This window comes from Sphingobium xenophagum, assembly GCF_031457465.1.
Classification (GTDB): Bacteria; Pseudomonadota; Alphaproteobacteria; order Sphingomonadales; family Sphingomonadaceae; genus Sphingobium; species Sphingobium xenophagum_A.
The window spans coordinates 18602-32802 of the sequence record NZ_JAVDWV010000018.1 but is presented as its reverse complement, the minus strand read 5'-3'; the positions used below and the strand labels follow the sequence as shown (position 1 = coordinate 32802).

Genomic DNA, 14201 nt, shown 5'->3' with positions numbered 1-14201 from the left:
TCTCGACTTCGCTCGAAACGAACGGGAGTCCCCTTACGGCTGCTCGGTCGGCGCAACCTTGGGCGCTGGCACCACATCCTTGCTCGTCATCGCGACCGCAGGCGGGCCTTTCTGGATCGCGGCAGCCAGCTTATCGACCGGCGCGCACGCGCCCTTGCACAGCCCCTGCGCCTGCGTCAGCACTTCCTTGGCCCGTGCCACCGCCCCCTTTTCGACCATCGCCTCGCCCTGCCCCGCCAGCGCAACGACGTCCGTGGGGTCAAGCAGCAGTGCTTCGCGATACAAACGGATCGCCTTGCCCTGCAAACCCTGCGCCCGCGCGACGGCGGCGAGTTCGACATAGGCGGCGCGGTTACGCGGGTCGATTGCCAGCGCGCTTTCCAGCGCATCGGTCGCACCTTCCAGATTGCCCGCCTCGCGCGCGGCCTCGCCCGCTTTCTGCCATTCGACCGACGCCGGGCTGATCTGGCTGTCGGGGCGCTGGCTCAGGCCCATGCTCGACACGGTGGTCAGGACAAGCGCGAGGGCTATTGAGGCGGGGGTAAAACGCATGAGTATCTCCAGCCATGTTTCAGGCGCTGATTCAGGCACAGATTTTGGCCAAGTCTCGCGATTTTGCGGGCGCTTGTCCATGGGCTGTTTTATGCGGCCGTCCGCCGCAACCGGGCAAAGAAAAAGCCGTCGGTGCCGTCATGTCCCGGCGTCAACAACCAGCCCGCGCCATGCGCCCGGCCCAGCGGCAAATTGATCGCTTCCGGCGTCCACCCGGCATGTCGGCGCAGGAAGGCGTCCACCTGGGCTTTCCCCTCACGGTCGGTCAATGCGCAAGTGGCATAGACCAGCGCCCCGCCGGGCGCCAGCAAGGGCGCGGCGAAATCGAGGATGCGGGCCTGTTCCGCGACCAGCCGATCGAGCCGCGCCGCCGTCAGCCGCCAGCGCGCTTCGGGATTGCGCCGCCAGGTGCCCGTGCCCGAACAGGGCGCATCGACCAGCACGACATCGGCCAGCCCATTCAAGCTGCTAAGGCCGCGCGCCTCATGGCTCTGGTCCAGCAACAATGTCTCGATGAAGGTCGCCCCGGCCCGCTGCGCGCGTGGCCCCAGCCGTGCCAGCCGCGACCGGATCGTATCGGCGGCGATCAACGTCCCCTGCCCTGCCATCGCCGCGGCCAGCGCGAGCGTCTTGCCCCCCGCCCCGGCGCACATGTCCACCACGGTCATGCCGGGTTGCGCGCCACAGGCCAGCGCGATCGCCTGACTGCCCGCATCCTGCACTTCGACAAGGCCATCCTTCCAGGCGCCATCCTTTTCGACCGGATAGCCTTCGGGCAGGCGCAGCGCATCGGGCAGCGCCGCGATCGGCGCGGCGTCGGGGAATAAGGGCGCGACCGCCTCCAGCGTGGCCTTCAACCGATTGACCCGCAGGTCCACCGGCGCGCGGCCCAGCAAGGCGTCCTGCTCAACCGGCGCAGCGATCAGCGGCACCAGCCAGCCCGGCACGCTTCCCGCCACCGCGCCGACCTCGCCCGGTTCGATCGGCAGCGGCGCATGGGCCGATCCATCGAACAAGGCGGCAAGGTCCGGCTGCTCGGCCGCCAGCCCGATCATCGCCTCGCGGCCCGTCTCCGGCCGCTCGCCCGCGCGGCGGATCGCGTCATAGACATGATCGCGCACCGCCCGCCGATCGCGCGACCCGGCATAGCGCCGCTCCTTGAAATAGCGCGCGATCAACGTATCCGCCGCCGGCCCACCATCGCGCGCGGACGCAATGATGGCGTCCAGCAAATCGATCGCAGCCTGGATACGAGCAGAGGGAGTCATATCCTCCCCGGCACGGGGAGGGGGACCGCGACGCGCAGCGGCGTGGTGGAGGGGGAGGGAGGCAAACTCAACATCAATCAGAAGAACTGCATTGGAAGGCGTTAACAGTCATAAAAGATCCGGCGTGCTGTGTGGCTGGCCCCCTTCACCACCGGCTTTGCCGGCGGTCCCCCTCCCCGTGCCGGGGAGGATTTACCGCGTCGGATAATTGGGCGCTTCCCGCGTGATCGTCACGTCATGGACATGGCTTTCGGACAGCCCGGCATTGGTGATCTGCACGAAGCGCGCGCGCTCCTGCAAATCCTTGATCGTCGCGCTGCCGGTATAACCCATCGCCGCCTTCACGCCGCCGACCAGCTGGTGAATCACGTCCTTGGCTGGCCCCTTGAAGGGCACTTGGCCCTCGATCCCTTCGGGCACCAGCTTCATCTGGTCCTTGATGTCCGCCTGGAAATAGCGATCGGCCGAGCCGCGCGCCATCGCGCCGACGCTGCCCATGCCGCGATAGCTCTTATAGGCGCGGCCCTGATAGAGGAAGGTTTCGCCCGGTGCTTCAGCCGTGCCCGCCAGCAGCGAACCCACCATGACGCAGCCCGCGCCCGCCGCCAGCGCCTTGGCCAGGTCGCCGCTGGTGCGCAGCCCGCCATCGGCGATCACCGGCACGCCCTGCTTGGCGGCTTCCTCGGCCGAATCCATGACGGCGGTCAGCTGCGGCACGCCCACGCCCGCGACGACGCGCGTGGTGCAGATCGACCCCGGCCCGATGCCGACCTTCACGCAATCCGCGCCCGCGCCGATCAGCGCCTTGGTCGCTTCGGCGGTGGCGACATTGCCCGCGACCACCTGCACATTGTTGGACAGGCGCTTGACCGCTTCGACTGCTGCCGACACCTGTTTGCTGTGGCCATGGGCGGTGTCGATGACGATCAGGTCGCATTCCGCGTCAATGAGCGCGCGGCTGCGCTCCAGCCCCTTTTCGCCGACAGTCGTCGCCGCCGCGACGCGCAGGCGGCCGGTGCCATCCTTGGTCGCCTGCGGATAGGTGACCGCCTTCTCGATATCCTTGACCGTGATCAGGCCAACGCAATGATAGGCCTCGTCCACCACCAGCAATTTTTCGATCCGGCGTTGATGCAACAGGCGCTGCGCCTCTTCCTGCCCCACGCCGACCTTGACCGTCGCCAGATTATCCTTGGTCATCAATTCGCTGACCGGCTGCGCCGGGTTCTCGGCAAAGCGCGTGTCGCGGTGCGTCAAGATACCGACCAGCTTGCCGCTCGCCTCGACCACCGGAATGCCGCTGATCCGGTGCCGCTTCATCAGCATCTGCGCGTCCGCCAGCGTGGCGTTGGGCAGGATGGTGATGGGGTTGACGACCATGCCGCTTTCGAACCGCTTGACTGCGCGCACCGCGTCCGCCTGTTCCTCGACCGACAGGTTGCGGTGCAGCACGCCGATGCCACCCAGTTGCGCCATGACGATCGCCATGTCCGCTTCCGTCACCGTATCCATCGCCGACGACAGGATCGGGATGTTCAGCTTGATCGCCTTGGTGACATAGGTGCTGGTGTCCGCCTGGCTTGGCAGCACATCGGATTCGCCGGGCTGCAACAGCACGTCGTCGAAGGTGAGGCCGAGGCGGATTTCCATGGAACAAGCCACTTTCTGCTGCGGGGTCTGTGGCAGACCCCAGGGGTTTTGTGGCGGCCCATGTAACCACTCCGCCCCGATACGGCCAGTCCCTTTGCCGGATTTATTGCGGGATGACGGGGTGCGCGTGGCAGCGGCCCGGCGCCATCGTCCGCGAGACAAGGGACCGTCCGCAAAGCAACCTGTCTTGGCCATTCCCCCTCCCCTTCGCGCCCGAATCAGATTAGGCGTGGGATCATGAAATGCTTCGTCCCCCTCCTCGCCTTCGGTCTGATCGCCGCCTGTTCCAGCCCCAAAGCCGCGCCCGATAATGGGGCGCAGGCGCAGGCCGCCACAGCCGCGCTGCTCCCGGTGGTGATCCACACCGCCAAGGGGCCGCATCGCTTCGATGTAGAGGTTGCAGATACGCCGGAGGCGCAGGAGAAGGGGTTGATGTTCCGCAAGGAGCTTGGCCCCACCACCGGCATGTTGTTTCCGATGGACCCGCCGCGCACGGCGAGTTTCTGGATGAAGGATACGCTGATCCCGCTCGACATGATCTTCATTCGCACCGACGGGACGATCGCTTTCCTGCAGGGCGATACCGAACCCTATTCGCGCGCGCCGGTATCGGCGGGTGTGCCGGTGGCGGCGGTGCTGGAGCTGGCGGGCGGGCGTGCCGCCGCGCTTGGCATCGCGGAAGGCGACCGCGTTGCGTGGGGCGGGTGCGCGGTGCCGGGTGGCAAGGTTATGACCGAACGCAATTTCTGCCCATCCGCGCCCTAAGGGCGAGGCCACGCCTACCAACCGCTCGCTTCGAGCATAGTCGAGAAGCGTCTGGCGCTGTGCTTGGCGTTTCTCGACTACGCTTGAAACGAACGGAGATAGAGGGAACCGATCCGCCGCAGGGCATCCCGATCCAGCTTGCGATTCTCGCATATCCGCCTTGCCAACGCCCCGCTCCAGCGGCTAAGCGCTTGGGCCATGGGAATCCTCGGCAAGATCTTCACCTGGTGGGATGGCGCGACCATCGGCACTTCGCTCTTCACCGCTCGCAAGGGCAGCAAAGTGGGCGAGGATCATCAGGGCAATATCTATTATCAGGGCGGCGTTGACGTGAACGGCCTGCCGCGCCGCTGGGTCATTTATAATGGTGCCAACGACGCCAGCCGCGTGCCCGCCGAATGGCATGGCTGGCTGCACCATTCGATCGAGGGTGCGCCCGAAAGTTTCCTGCCGCCGCCGCGCATCTGGGAACGCGAATTTACCCCCAATGCTACGGGTACGGTGAATGCCTATCGCCCGTCCGGTGCTATGGAAAAGGGCGGCCTGCGCCAGAAGGCGACGGGCGACTATGAGGCGTGGAGCCCCGACGCATCATGATTCGGCGTACGGCGGGCGTTGTTCCGTCGATCCTGATCGGTGCTTCGCTATTTGCGCTTGCGGCCTGTAGCGACAGCGACGTGCCGGTGGCCAACCAGACCGGGCCGGTCAAGGTGCAGGGCACCGCGATCCGCTCCGCCGACAAGGACAGCCTGCCCGGCACGCCCATGGCCGAACGGACCGCTGTCGTCGGCCTGCTCAACAAGCGCAATGGCCTAACCCGCGACCTGACGCTCAAGCCGGGCGAGGCCGTGCGCGTGGGTGACGCGATCGTGCGCCTCCAGGCCTGCGAAACCAGCGCGCCGTGGGAAAATGTGCAGGACACCGGCGCCTTCGTACAGCTCGACGTGCGCAGCAGCGCCGATGGCAAATGGCGGCGCAATTTTTCCGGCTGGCTGTTCCGCGACCGGCCCGACCGCAATGTCGTGCAGCACCCGATCTATGATATCTGGGTCAGAAGCTGTGCGATGGCGTGGCCCGAAAGCGGTCCTGAAACGGTGACATTGGGGGCGAAAGGCGAACCGGCATCGGCGCGCCCGGCGAGCGGCGCGAATGCCAGTTCGGCCGCCGCGCCGGAACCTGAACCCAGTGCGCCTGCGCCCAGCGCCGCATCGCCCACGGCTACACCCAGCAACTGAAGATAGGCACGCTGGCTGATTTCGACCGCGCCCATCGAATGAAGATGGTCGGTCATGAACTGGCAGTCGAGCAGGGTGAAGCCCCCAAAACGTAGCCGCGCCACCAGCCAGGCGAGCGCAACCTTCGACGCATCGGTGCGCCGCGACACCATCGATTCGCCGAAGAAGGCCCGGCCCAGCGCGACGCCATAAAGGCCGCCGACCAGTTCCTCCCCCTCCCACACTTCGACCGAATGGGCGTAGCCAATGGCGTGGAGGTGGCGATAGGCACCCTCGATCTCGCGGTTGATCCAGGTCGATGGCCGATCCGGCGCGGCCTCCGCGCACAGGGCGAGAATGTCGGCAAAGGCGCGGTTGGCGGTAACGCGAAATTGGTCGCGGCGGATTTTTTTTGCCAAAGATTTCGACAAGTGAAAGCCATCCAGCGGCAAGATGGCGCGCTGCTTGGGCTCCACCCAATAGACTTCGGCGGCATCGCGGTCGTCCGCCATGGGAAATACGCCGATCGTATAGGCCTGGAGCAAAATCAGCGGGTCGATCATCATCACCTTCCTGACTAAGTGGCCAAGACCATCGCCGCAATCGGCTTTCGTTCCGAAGCGCATCCGCCTAGCATGGCGCGATGCGCAAATGCTTGCTCATCGCCGCCTTGTTGGTAGCCCTTCCACGTCCCGCATCCGCTGCGCCGGACCATCACGGACATTATTATCTTCAGGGCGTGATGGAGACGGGATCGGAACTGCTGTTGCGCGACGATGGCGGTTTTCAATGGTATCTCGTCGTCGGCGCACTCGACCTGTTTGCCGAGGGCGAATGGACCGCTACGGCCGATGCGGTGGTGTTGACCGCGCGCAAGAGCAAGGTCGCGCCCAATCCGGCCTTCGACACACTTGTCTTACAGGTGGAGGATGGCAGGCTGGTGCCGCCCGATGGCCAGGGAGCCTATGTCCGGGCGACGCAAAGCGGCGATTGACTGGCGCAGGCGCGCCGATAGGCTGGCGCGCATGAACCTCTTCCATCTGGCGGCGCTGTCGCTGCTGCTCGCCCCGCTGCCGCTCCATGCCGCGTCCGATCCTCATGCGGCGCGCATCGCCCGTATCTTGAAGGCGACCCCGCTGATCGACGGGCATAATGACTGGCCCGAAGCGCTGGCGGAAAAGGCCGGGGATGCGCGCTGGACGATGGACCTGACCCGGCTCGATCCGGCGACCTATCATACCGATTTCGATCGGCTGCGCGCGGGCGGGGTCGGCGGGCAGTTCTGGTCGGTCTGGGTGTCGGCGGATTTGCCGCAGGTGCAGCAGGTCAAAGATACGCTCGACCAGATCGGCATGGTCCATAGCCTCGCCGCGCGCTATCCCCGACATATCACGCTGGTCCGCACGGCGGCGGAGCTGCGCGCGGCACACAAGGCGGGGCGGATCGGGTCGCTGATCGGGGTCGAGGGCGGTGGCCAGATCGACGGCAGCCTCGCGGTGCTGCGCGCCTATCGCCAGCTTGGCGCGGCTTATCTGACGCTCACCCACAGCCGCACCATCGCCTGGGCCGACAGCGCCACCGACAATCCGCAGCATGACGGCCTGACCCCGTTCGGGGAAGATGTGGTGCGCGAACTCAATCGGCTGGGCATGTTGGTGGACCTCAGCCATGTCAGCGAAGCGACGATGCTCGACGCGCTGCGCGTGACCAAGGCGCCGGTCATATTCTCACACTCCAACTCCCGCGCGCTGTGCGACACGCCGCGCAACGTGTCGGACACGGTGTTGAAAGAAGTCGCGGCCAATGGCGGTGTGGTGATGGTCAATTTCGCCGCCCAATATGTCTCCGAAGCCCGGCGCATATGGGGTGCAGATCGCAGCGCCGAAATCACCCGCAACAATGCCCCGCCCTTTGGCGGGCTGCATATCGGCGACCCCAAGGGCGCGGCGCGGGCGCTCGCCGACTGGGAAAAGGCGCATCCCGAACCCGTCACGACGATTGCCCAGGTCGCGGACCATATCGATCATATCGTCAAGATAGCAGGTATCGACCATGTCGGCATCGGCAGCGATTTCGACGGTGTCGGCGCTTTGCCCCAAGGCTTAAGCGGGGTCGAAACCTACCCGGCTTTGCTGTCCGAACTGATGCGGCGTGGTTGGAGCGACAGGGATATTGCGAAACTGGTGGGCGAGAATGTACTGCGCGTGATGACGGCGGCGGAGAAGGTTGCGGCGGAGAAGTAGATGCTGCCTGCTTTTCACCTCTCCCGCCTTGGCGGGAGAGGGCAGAGTCGTCACCTCAATGCACGAAGCGCGCCACCACGTCGCGGTAGGAGCGGCTGACCTTTACCTGCGCGCCGGACTCCAGGACCAGGAAACATTCGCCGTTGGTGTGGGGCTTGACCTGCTTGACCTGGCTTAGATTGACGATGGTGGAGCGGTGGACGCGCTGGAAATTGCGGGGGTCCAGCCGCTTCTCCAGATCCTTCATCGTCTCGCGCAGGATCAGGCTGTTGTCGGCGGTATAGATGCACATATAGTCACCAGCCGCGTCGATCCGTTCGATCGAATCGACATCGACCCGGAAAATCTGGCCACGATCCTTGATGTTGATGAGTTTTTCGAAACGGTTGGAGGCAGGACCATCCTCCTCGCCAGCGGCGAAATCGCTCATTGCCTCAGGCGCGACTTCAGCCAGCACCTCGCGCAATTTTTCCGCTTCCTGCACCTGACGCTTTTCGGACAGACGCAGCCGCACCCGGTCAAGCGCATCGGCGAGGCGGCCTTCTTCCACCGGCTTCATCAGATAGTCGATCGCCTGCGCCTCGAACGCGCGAATGGCGTGGTCGCTATAAGCAGTCACGAAAATGAATAGTGGCGGTTCGACTTCCATCATTCCCTGCACGACGGAAAATCCATCGAAACCGGGCATTTGAATGTCGAGGAACACAAGATCGGGTTTATGCGTCTTGATGGCGCGGATGGCTTCGCGGCCATTGGTGCAGGTTTCGATGATGTCGACATCCTCATGCGCTTGCAGACGCAGGGCAAGGCCCTGGATGGCCAGGCTTTCGTCATCGACGAGGATAGTTCTGATGGTCATGCGGCCACTTTCGATGTTTCTTCCATGTTCAGCGGAATTTCGATGATGACCGAAAATCCGCTGGGGCTGGAACGTGTTTCAAAGCGCTGTCGTTCCCCGAAGGCCTGAATTAACCGGTCCCGGATGTTCGGCAGGCCCACGCCCATGCCCTCACTGGGGACCATGTGCGGCTTCATTCCACCTTCGTTCAATCCCGGCCCGGTATCCGATACGACGATCCGCACATTTTCACCGGCAGGCTGCGCGCTGACCGATATTTCTGCCCCCTCCTCCTTCGGCGTGACCGCATATTTGATGGCGTTTTCGACGAGCGGCTGAAGCAGCAGCGACGGTAAACGGGCATGGCCAACCGCCGGGTCAATGACGAACACGGGACGCAACCGCTCTTCGAACCGCATTTTCTCGATCTCCAGATAGAGTTTGAGCGTCTCTATCTCCTGCTCGATCGTCACCTGCGCGGTCGGCTCGTTGACCAGCGTGTAGCGCAGGAAGGACGACAGGCGCGACAGCATCGCATTGGCCCGGTCGGTCTGCTTGAGCAGCACCAGCGTCGAGATGGAGTTGAGGGTATTGAACAGAAAATGCGGGTTGAGCTGGTAGCGCAGCATCGCCAATTGCGCATTGGCAGCCTGCGCCTCCAGCCGCAAAAGCTGGTCCGTCTGCTCCTCCACCGTCAGATAGAAGTTGATCGCATAATAGAGCGCGGACCAGGCCCCGATCAGCGTCACCGACAGATAGAAAGCGCCCAGGAACAGTTGCACCCCCGCCGTTTCGCTGCCCCTGTTCTGCGTGGAGAAGACCCAGGCGTCGATAAAGGCCACCAGTCCCGCCGCGACCAGCACGGTCACGATCGACACGCCCCAGGTGATGATCGGCCGCTGTTTGAGCAGAAAGCGGAACATCACCGCGATCAGCAGCGTGACCGAATAGCCGGTCGCGGTGGAGATCATCACCGGCACAAGGCTGGAGAAGGACTGGCCATTAGCGATCGTGGACGAGCCGCGCAGCAGGAAGGCCCCGGCCCATCCCAAGGATTGCAGGTTCCAGAAAGCGCGGTTCTTGTCAGCGAAAAAGGGCTGAGGCTGGATGCGGGACACGGACATTGTGCGTGAGACTAGGCGATTTCCACGCACGGGTGAAGCCGGGTTCAGGCGGCCGCCGCCGGTTCTTCCGCGATCGGGGTGATTGCGTCGGGACATAGCCACACCAGATCGGCAAGCGCCAATGCGCGCCCATCATGCGCCTGGATGGCGATGCGCCGGATTGGCTGGCCATCGCGCTTGTCGGCCAGCACCTGGCACGACACCGTGCCACACCCCCACCGTTCGCCCCATTGGCGCAGCGCGATCATCGCGGGGGCCAGATCCTCGCCCTTCTGCGTCAGCCGATATTCGACCTTGCGCCGGTCGCACTGCATCGGCTGGCGCAGCATGATGCCATTTTCCACCAGTCGGGCGAGGCGGTTGGCCAATATGTTGCGGGCGATGCCAAGCGTCGACTGAAACTCTTCAAAGTGGCGGATACCCGACAAGGCACCACGCAGGATAAGGAACGACCAGCGCTCCCCCATCATTTCCAGCGCGCTCGGCAACGCGCATTGTTCGAGATCCTGGGCCAGATTATGTTTCATCGTCATAGCATATAGCGCAAAGCCACAGGCGTTGCAAAAGTGCAGCCTTATTCAGGCAAATGGGATTTTTTTGTTGCGCAACAAGGTACTTCCCACACAATCGGAAACGATGTTACGCCAGTATGAACTTGTCGAACGGGTAAAGCGCTACGATCCCGACGCGGACGAAGCGATGATCAACCGCGCCTATGTGTTTTCGGTGCAGAAACATGGGAGCCAGAAACGCGCGAGCGGCGATCCTTATTTCAGCCATCCGATTGAAGTCGCAGGGATATTGACCGACTTCCATCTCGACGACCAGACCATCGTCACGGCTCTGCTGCACGACACGATCGAAGATACGCTGGTCACTTATGAGGAGATCGAACAGGCGTTCGGCAAGGATATCGCCCGCATGGTCGATGGCGTGACCAAGCTGTCGAAGATCGAGGCCATGTCCGAAAATGAGCGGGCGGCGGAAAATCTGCGCAAATTTCTGCTCGCCATGTCGGACGACATCCGCGTCCTGCTGGTCAAGCTCGCCGACCGGCTGCACAATATGCGCACGCTGCATTTCATCAAGAATGAAGCCAAGCGCCGCCGCATCGCCAAGGAGACGATGGACATTTATGCCCCGCTCGCCGAGCGGATCGGCATGTACGACTTCATGCGCGAGATGCAGTTGCTGTCGTTCCGCGAACTGGAACCCGACGCCTATGACAGCATCACCAAGCGGCTGGAGCAGTTGAAGGAAGGCGGCCATGACAAGGTCGACCGCATCGGCGCTGAACTGCAACTGCTGCTGGGCAGCCGCGACCTGCCGGTCACCGTGTCGGGCCGTGAAAAACATCCCTATTCGATCTGGCGCAAGATGCAGGAGCGCCACATCAGCTTCGAACAACTGACCGACGTCATGGCGTTTCGCGTCATCACCGACACGCCGGAGGATTGCTATCGCGCGCTGGGCGTCATCCACCAGACCTATAAAATGGTGCCCGGCCGCTTCAAGGATTATATCTCCACCCCCAAGCGCAACGGCTATCGGTCGATCCACACCACGGTCATCCATCAGGACAATGCCCGGATCGAGGTGCAGATCCGCACCCGCGACATGCATAATCACGCCGAACTGGGCCTCGCGGCGCATTGGGCCTATAAGCAGAAGGGCGATGCCACCGACCAGCAGGCGGCCTGGCTGCGCGACCTCGTCGAAATCCTGGAACAGAGCCAGGATGCGGACGAACTGCTCGAACATACCCGCATGGCGATGTATCAGGATCGCATCTTCGCCTTTTCCCCCAAGGGCGAACTGCATCAGTTGCCCAAGGGATCAACCCCGGTCGATTTCGCCTATGCGGTCCACACCTCGCTCGGCAACCAGACCGTAGGGGCCAAGGTGAATGGCCGCGTCGTGCCGCTGCGCACCTCGCTCGAAAATGGCGATCAGGTCGAAATCCTGAAATCCGGCGGACAGGAGCCGCAGGCCGGCTGGCTGACCTTCGCCATCACCGGCAAGGCGCGCGCGGCCATCCGCCGCTATATCCGCCAGAAGCAGCGCGGCGAGGAAATCAAACTGGGCGAAAAACTCTATGAAGAGATTGTCGGCCGTTTCACGCCCGATCTCGCCAGGGAATTGGGGGACAAGGCGCTGGCAGGCGCGCTCAAGCGCCTGAAACTGGAAGACCGCGCCGCGCTGATGGTCGCGATCGCCACGCATCGCCTGCTCGATTCCGAAGTCATGGAAGCGCTTGTCCCCGGCTCCACCAGCGCGATCGGCATGGAGGAAACCCACCCGCGCCAGCATGCCCCGGTGTCGATCCGCGGCCTGACGCCGGGCATCGCCTATAATCTGGGCGATTGCTGCCATCCAGTGCCGGGCGACCGCATCGTCGGCGTGCGCCGCACGGGCGAGCCGATCGAGGTCCACACCATCGATTGCCGCGCGCTCGAAGCGGGGCAGGATGATGACTGGATCGACCTTAGCTGGGACAGCAAGTCCAAGGGCGGCACCGCCCGCCTCTCGGTCATCGTCAAGAACCAGCCCGGCGCGCTCGCCGCCGTCGCCAATGTGTTCGGCGCGACCAAGGCGAACATCCTCAACCTGCAACTGGTCAACCGCGAAGGCCCGTTCCACACCGACGTCATCGACCTGGAAGTCGCCGACGCGCAGCATCTGATGCGGATATTGTCAGCGCTGCGCGCGATCGACGTGGTAGTGCAGGCGGACAGGGTTTAGCGCGGCGACGAAAAACCCCGTCAGAAGGGTTGTCGCGCATCAGCCCAAGCCGACAGTGATTTTCGGACAATCTCTGGTCCAGGACCGACATATAGACCGCGATACGATGGAATTTTGACGAAGGCACGTGCTTCTGATGGCTATCATGTGATTTACGACAGGGGAAAGCTACCTGTCGGCCATCGACCATTTTTTGCCGTCCCTTATGATACAGCGGTTTCCCGATTGCAGACATCTCGGAAGGAAGTAGGATTTCGGCATGATCAATGTCGCCGGATACGCCTTCCCTGAGAATCGTGCGTCAATCGTATGCACCCATGTGTGGCGCGGATCACCAGTTCTTCTGTTTGCTCACGACAGCGATGGAGACATACAGTTCTACTGCGGAGAGGAAAGCCACTCAATGTCCGACGCCTTAGTGTTAGGCTTGGCAGAGATAAGGGATCATCTGCGATCTATGGAAGACATCCCCATCGTCAGGCCCGGATACTATGCGGAACGCGCTACAGTCGGAGGCGCTTGGAATCTACAAAAAATGGACGACTGACTGTCCGCTAACCGCTGCAGCGCTTCCAAAAGTGGCCTGTCCCCTTCCCACCCTACCAGTCATCCATCAGCGGACGTAGGGCGCAACCTCGTAAAGATATGTCATCTGCCTTGCGCCGTCCCACGCCGCTGGCTTCAAATCAGCATGCCCCTGCCACGTTGGGGCGCCCGTCCAATTTGATCGGTAAGCTCGTAGAGACGCTAAGATGTTCTCTTTTGCGAACGATGACGCAGCGGGGTCATCGTCAAATCCCGGCTCCCATAGGCAACATGGACATATGCCCAATGGTGTACCGCCTATCTCATCATAAGCCTCAGTTACGACATATTCCGGGAACCCGCAGGCAGGGCATAGCAGCCTCCCCCGATCATCTCTGATGTTGAACTGCCGCGCATCAATCATCCCATCTTTCTACGGCAAGCAATGTCAGCTTTCCATGCCCATTGTGTCAAAAGCCGACCTTCCGCAATCCACCCATCCAAGCCATCAACCGATGCGATGGCCGACAGACAGTCGATCGCCGTCCGTTGGCGACGGTCGACGCGCACTCAGTTTAGTTGCAACGCAGCGTCGTGATCCTGTCCTGGCCCGATGATCCGGTGGACGAAGATGCGGTCCGGCTCAACGGAATATAGGATCCCATATCCCTTGTGAGACCGGCGCCTGATCCCATAGTGTTCGTAGCGCGGGACCAGCGGGAAGGCGCGCGGCATTTCGCCTATATGTTTCGCGGTCGCGCGCAGTTCGCCGACGAACGAGATCGCGCGCGTGGGGTTGTCTTTCCCGATATAGTTTTGAATGCCCTCGATATCGCGCCTAGCTCTTGAGGACAGCGTGACCTTCATTGATGCGATGCACCGCTCGCGCTTTTCTGGATGTCGGCAATGATCGTGTCGCACACTTCATCAAGATCATGACCGCCACCGGCCTTCATCTCCTGAAGGCTTTCGTCAATCGACGCATCGAGTTCCTTCAGCCAGCGTTCTTCATTCACGATCACGCTTTGGTCGCGGCGGATCAGGTCGCGCACATAGTCGCTGACGCTGGCATATTGGCCGCTGTCGATACGGTTCTGCACATAGTCCCGCATGGGTTCGGGCAGAGAAACATTCATCGTAGCCATTGGCAGATACCTCCGATCATTCTCATATGGCAAAAATTGCCATAGCCTTCAATCCCCCTCGGCTCCGTTCGATTGTACAGCTTGGGGGCCGTGATGACTTCATCACGAAGCCGTTCGCAGGGATAAGGAGGGCAA

The 14201-nt window shown here is 62.7% G+C and carries 14 protein-coding genes and 1 pseudogene; 6 read left to right on the top strand and 9 right to left on the bottom strand.

What is annotated here, in order from left to right; translation table 11 throughout:
• Positions 1-33: 33 nt before the first annotated feature.
• From J2W40_RS17165 to guaB, 3 genes are all read right to left on the bottom strand, one after another.
• Entirely contained in the window at positions 34-552 is a 519-nt protein-coding gene (locus tag J2W40_RS17165; RefSeq protein WP_310227091.1) for a tetratricopeptide repeat protein, read from the bottom strand.
• A gap of 89 nt (positions 553-641) precedes the next feature.
• The gene (locus tag J2W40_RS17160) at positions 642-1820 is read right to left on the bottom strand and encodes an RsmB/NOP family class I SAM-dependent RNA methyltransferase (RefSeq protein WP_310227089.1); all 1179 of its coding nucleotides are present in this window, start codon (positions 1818-1820) and stop codon (positions 642-644) included.
• Positions 1821-2012: 192 nt separating this feature from the next.
• Positions 2013-3470, bottom strand: coding sequence for an IMP dehydrogenase (gene guaB, locus J2W40_RS17155; protein ID WP_310227086.1), 1458 nt, complete (start codon positions 3468-3470; stop codon positions 2013-2015).
• A 237-nt stretch (positions 3471-3707) separates the two neighbouring features.
• On the opposite strand from guaB, the gene J2W40_RS17150 reads away from it, so the two are divergent.
• From J2W40_RS17150 to J2W40_RS17140, 3 genes and pseudogenes are all read left to right on the top strand, one after another.
• Entirely contained in the window at positions 3708-4235 is a 528-nt protein-coding gene (locus J2W40_RS17150) for a DUF192 domain-containing protein (RefSeq protein WP_310227084.1), read from the top strand.
• Positions 4236-4433: 198 nt separating this feature from the next.
• Positions 4434-4832 (top strand): NADH:ubiquinone oxidoreductase subunit NDUFA12, encoded by a 399-nt coding sequence (locus J2W40_RS17145; RefSeq protein ID WP_310227083.1) that lies wholly within the window; start codon positions 4434-4436, stop codon positions 4830-4832.
• Positions 4829-5236: pseudogene (locus J2W40_RS17140) on the top strand (DUF2155 domain-containing protein); the annotation flags it as partial. The gene J2W40_RS17145 and the pseudogene J2W40_RS17140, both read left to right, overlap by 4 nt.
• A gap of 35 nt (positions 5237-5271) precedes the next feature.
• On the opposite strand, the gene aat reads toward J2W40_RS17140, so the two are convergent.
• Positions 5272-6015, bottom strand: coding sequence for a leucyl/phenylalanyl-tRNA--protein transferase (gene aat, locus J2W40_RS17135; RefSeq protein WP_310227081.1), 744 nt, complete (start codon positions 6013-6015; stop codon positions 5272-5274).
• Positions 6016-6122: 107 nt separating this feature from the next.
• Here aat and J2W40_RS17130 point away from each other — a divergent pair, with 107 nt between their 5' ends.
• Entirely contained in the window at positions 6123-6443 is a 321-nt protein-coding gene (locus J2W40_RS17130; RefSeq protein ID WP_310227080.1) for a hypothetical protein, read from the top strand.
• Positions 6444-6474: 31 nt separating this feature from the next.
• Entirely contained in the window at positions 6475-7692 is a 1218-nt protein-coding gene (locus J2W40_RS17125) for a dipeptidase (protein ID WP_310227079.1), read from the top strand.
• Between the two features lie 55 nt (positions 7693-7747).
• Here J2W40_RS17125 and J2W40_RS17120 read toward each other — a convergent pair whose 3' ends face one another.
• From J2W40_RS17120 to J2W40_RS17110, 3 genes are read right to left on the bottom strand one after another with little or no spacing between them, the layout of a single operon-like run.
• Positions 7748-8551: a LytR/AlgR family response regulator transcription factor gene (locus J2W40_RS17120; RefSeq protein ID WP_310227077.1), complete on the bottom strand. Its 804-nt coding sequence runs from the start codon at positions 8549-8551 to the stop codon at positions 7748-7750.
• Positions 8548-9654, bottom strand: a complete 1107-nt coding sequence (locus J2W40_RS17115) for a sensor histidine kinase (protein ID WP_310227075.1) — start codon at positions 9652-9654, stop codon at positions 8548-8550. The genes J2W40_RS17120 and J2W40_RS17115 overlap by 4 nt, the downstream gene beginning before the upstream one ends.
• Positions 9655-9698: 44 nt before the next feature.
• Entirely contained in the window at positions 9699-10181 is a 483-nt protein-coding gene (locus J2W40_RS17110) for a winged helix-turn-helix transcriptional regulator (RefSeq protein ID WP_310227074.1), read from the bottom strand.
• A 109-nt stretch (positions 10182-10290) separates the two neighbouring features.
• Here J2W40_RS17110 and J2W40_RS17105 point away from each other — a divergent pair, with 109 nt between their 5' ends.
• Complete coding sequence (locus J2W40_RS17105) at positions 10291-12396, top strand: RelA/SpoT family protein (protein WP_310227072.1); 2106 nt, start codon at positions 10291-10293, stop codon at positions 12394-12396.
• 1095 nt (positions 12397-13491) lie between these two features.
• Here the strand turns inward: J2W40_RS17105 and J2W40_RS17100 are convergent.
• Both J2W40_RS17100 and J2W40_RS17095 read right to left on the bottom strand, forming a co-directional pair.
• Positions 13492-13788: a type II toxin-antitoxin system RelE/ParE family toxin gene (locus tag J2W40_RS17100; RefSeq protein ID WP_310227070.1), complete on the bottom strand. Its 297-nt coding sequence runs from the start codon at positions 13786-13788 to the stop codon at positions 13492-13494.
• Complete coding sequence (locus J2W40_RS17095; RefSeq protein ID WP_310227068.1) at positions 13785-14057, bottom strand: type II toxin-antitoxin system ParD family antitoxin; 273 nt, start codon at positions 14055-14057, stop codon at positions 13785-13787. Before J2W40_RS17095 ends, J2W40_RS17100 begins: the two co-directional genes overlap by 4 nt.
• Between the last annotated feature and the right edge of the window lie 144 nt (positions 14058-14201).

Coding starts and splice junctions, on each gene's coding strand:
- J2W40_RS17165 (WP_310227091.1), bottom strand. CDS start 552: ATGCGTTTTACCCCCGCCTCAATAGCCCTCGCGCTTGTCCTGACCACC.
- J2W40_RS17160 (WP_310227089.1), bottom strand. CDS start 1,820: ATGACTCCCTCTGCTCGTATCCAGGCTGCGATCGATTTGCTGGACGCC.
- guaB (WP_310227086.1), bottom strand. CDS start 3,470: ATGGAAATCCGCCTCGGCCTCACCTTCGACGACGTGCTGTTGCAGCCC.
- J2W40_RS17150 (WP_310227084.1), top strand. CDS start 3,708: ATGAAATGCTTCGTCCCCCTCCTCGCCTTCGGTCTGATCGCCGCCTGT.
- J2W40_RS17145 (WP_310227083.1), top strand. CDS start 4,434: ATGGGAATCCTCGGCAAGATCTTCACCTGGTGGGATGGCGCGACCATC.
- aat (WP_310227081.1), bottom strand. CDS start 6,015: ATGATGATCGACCCGCTGATTTTGCTCCAGGCCTATACGATCGGCGTA.
- J2W40_RS17125 (WP_310227079.1), top strand. CDS start 6,475: ATGAACCTCTTCCATCTGGCGGCGCTGTCGCTGCTGCTCGCCCCGCTG.
- J2W40_RS17120 (WP_310227077.1), bottom strand. CDS start 8,551: ATGACCATCAGAACTATCCTCGTCGATGACGAAAGCCTGGCCATCCAG.
- J2W40_RS17115 (WP_310227075.1), bottom strand. CDS start 9,654: ATGTCCGTGTCCCGCATCCAGCCTCAGCCCTTTTTCGCTGACAAGAAC.
- J2W40_RS17110 (WP_310227074.1), bottom strand. CDS start 10,181: ATGAAACATAATCTGGCCCAGGATCTCGAACAATGCGCGTTGCCGAGC.
- J2W40_RS17105 (WP_310227072.1), top strand. CDS start 10,291: ATGTTACGCCAGTATGAACTTGTCGAACGGGTAAAGCGCTACGATCCC.
- J2W40_RS17100 (WP_310227070.1), bottom strand. CDS start 13,788: ATGAAGGTCACGCTGTCCTCAAGAGCTAGGCGCGATATCGAGGGCATT.
- J2W40_RS17095 (WP_310227068.1), bottom strand. CDS start 14,057: ATGAATGTTTCTCTGCCCGAACCCATGCGGGACTATGTGCAGAACCGT.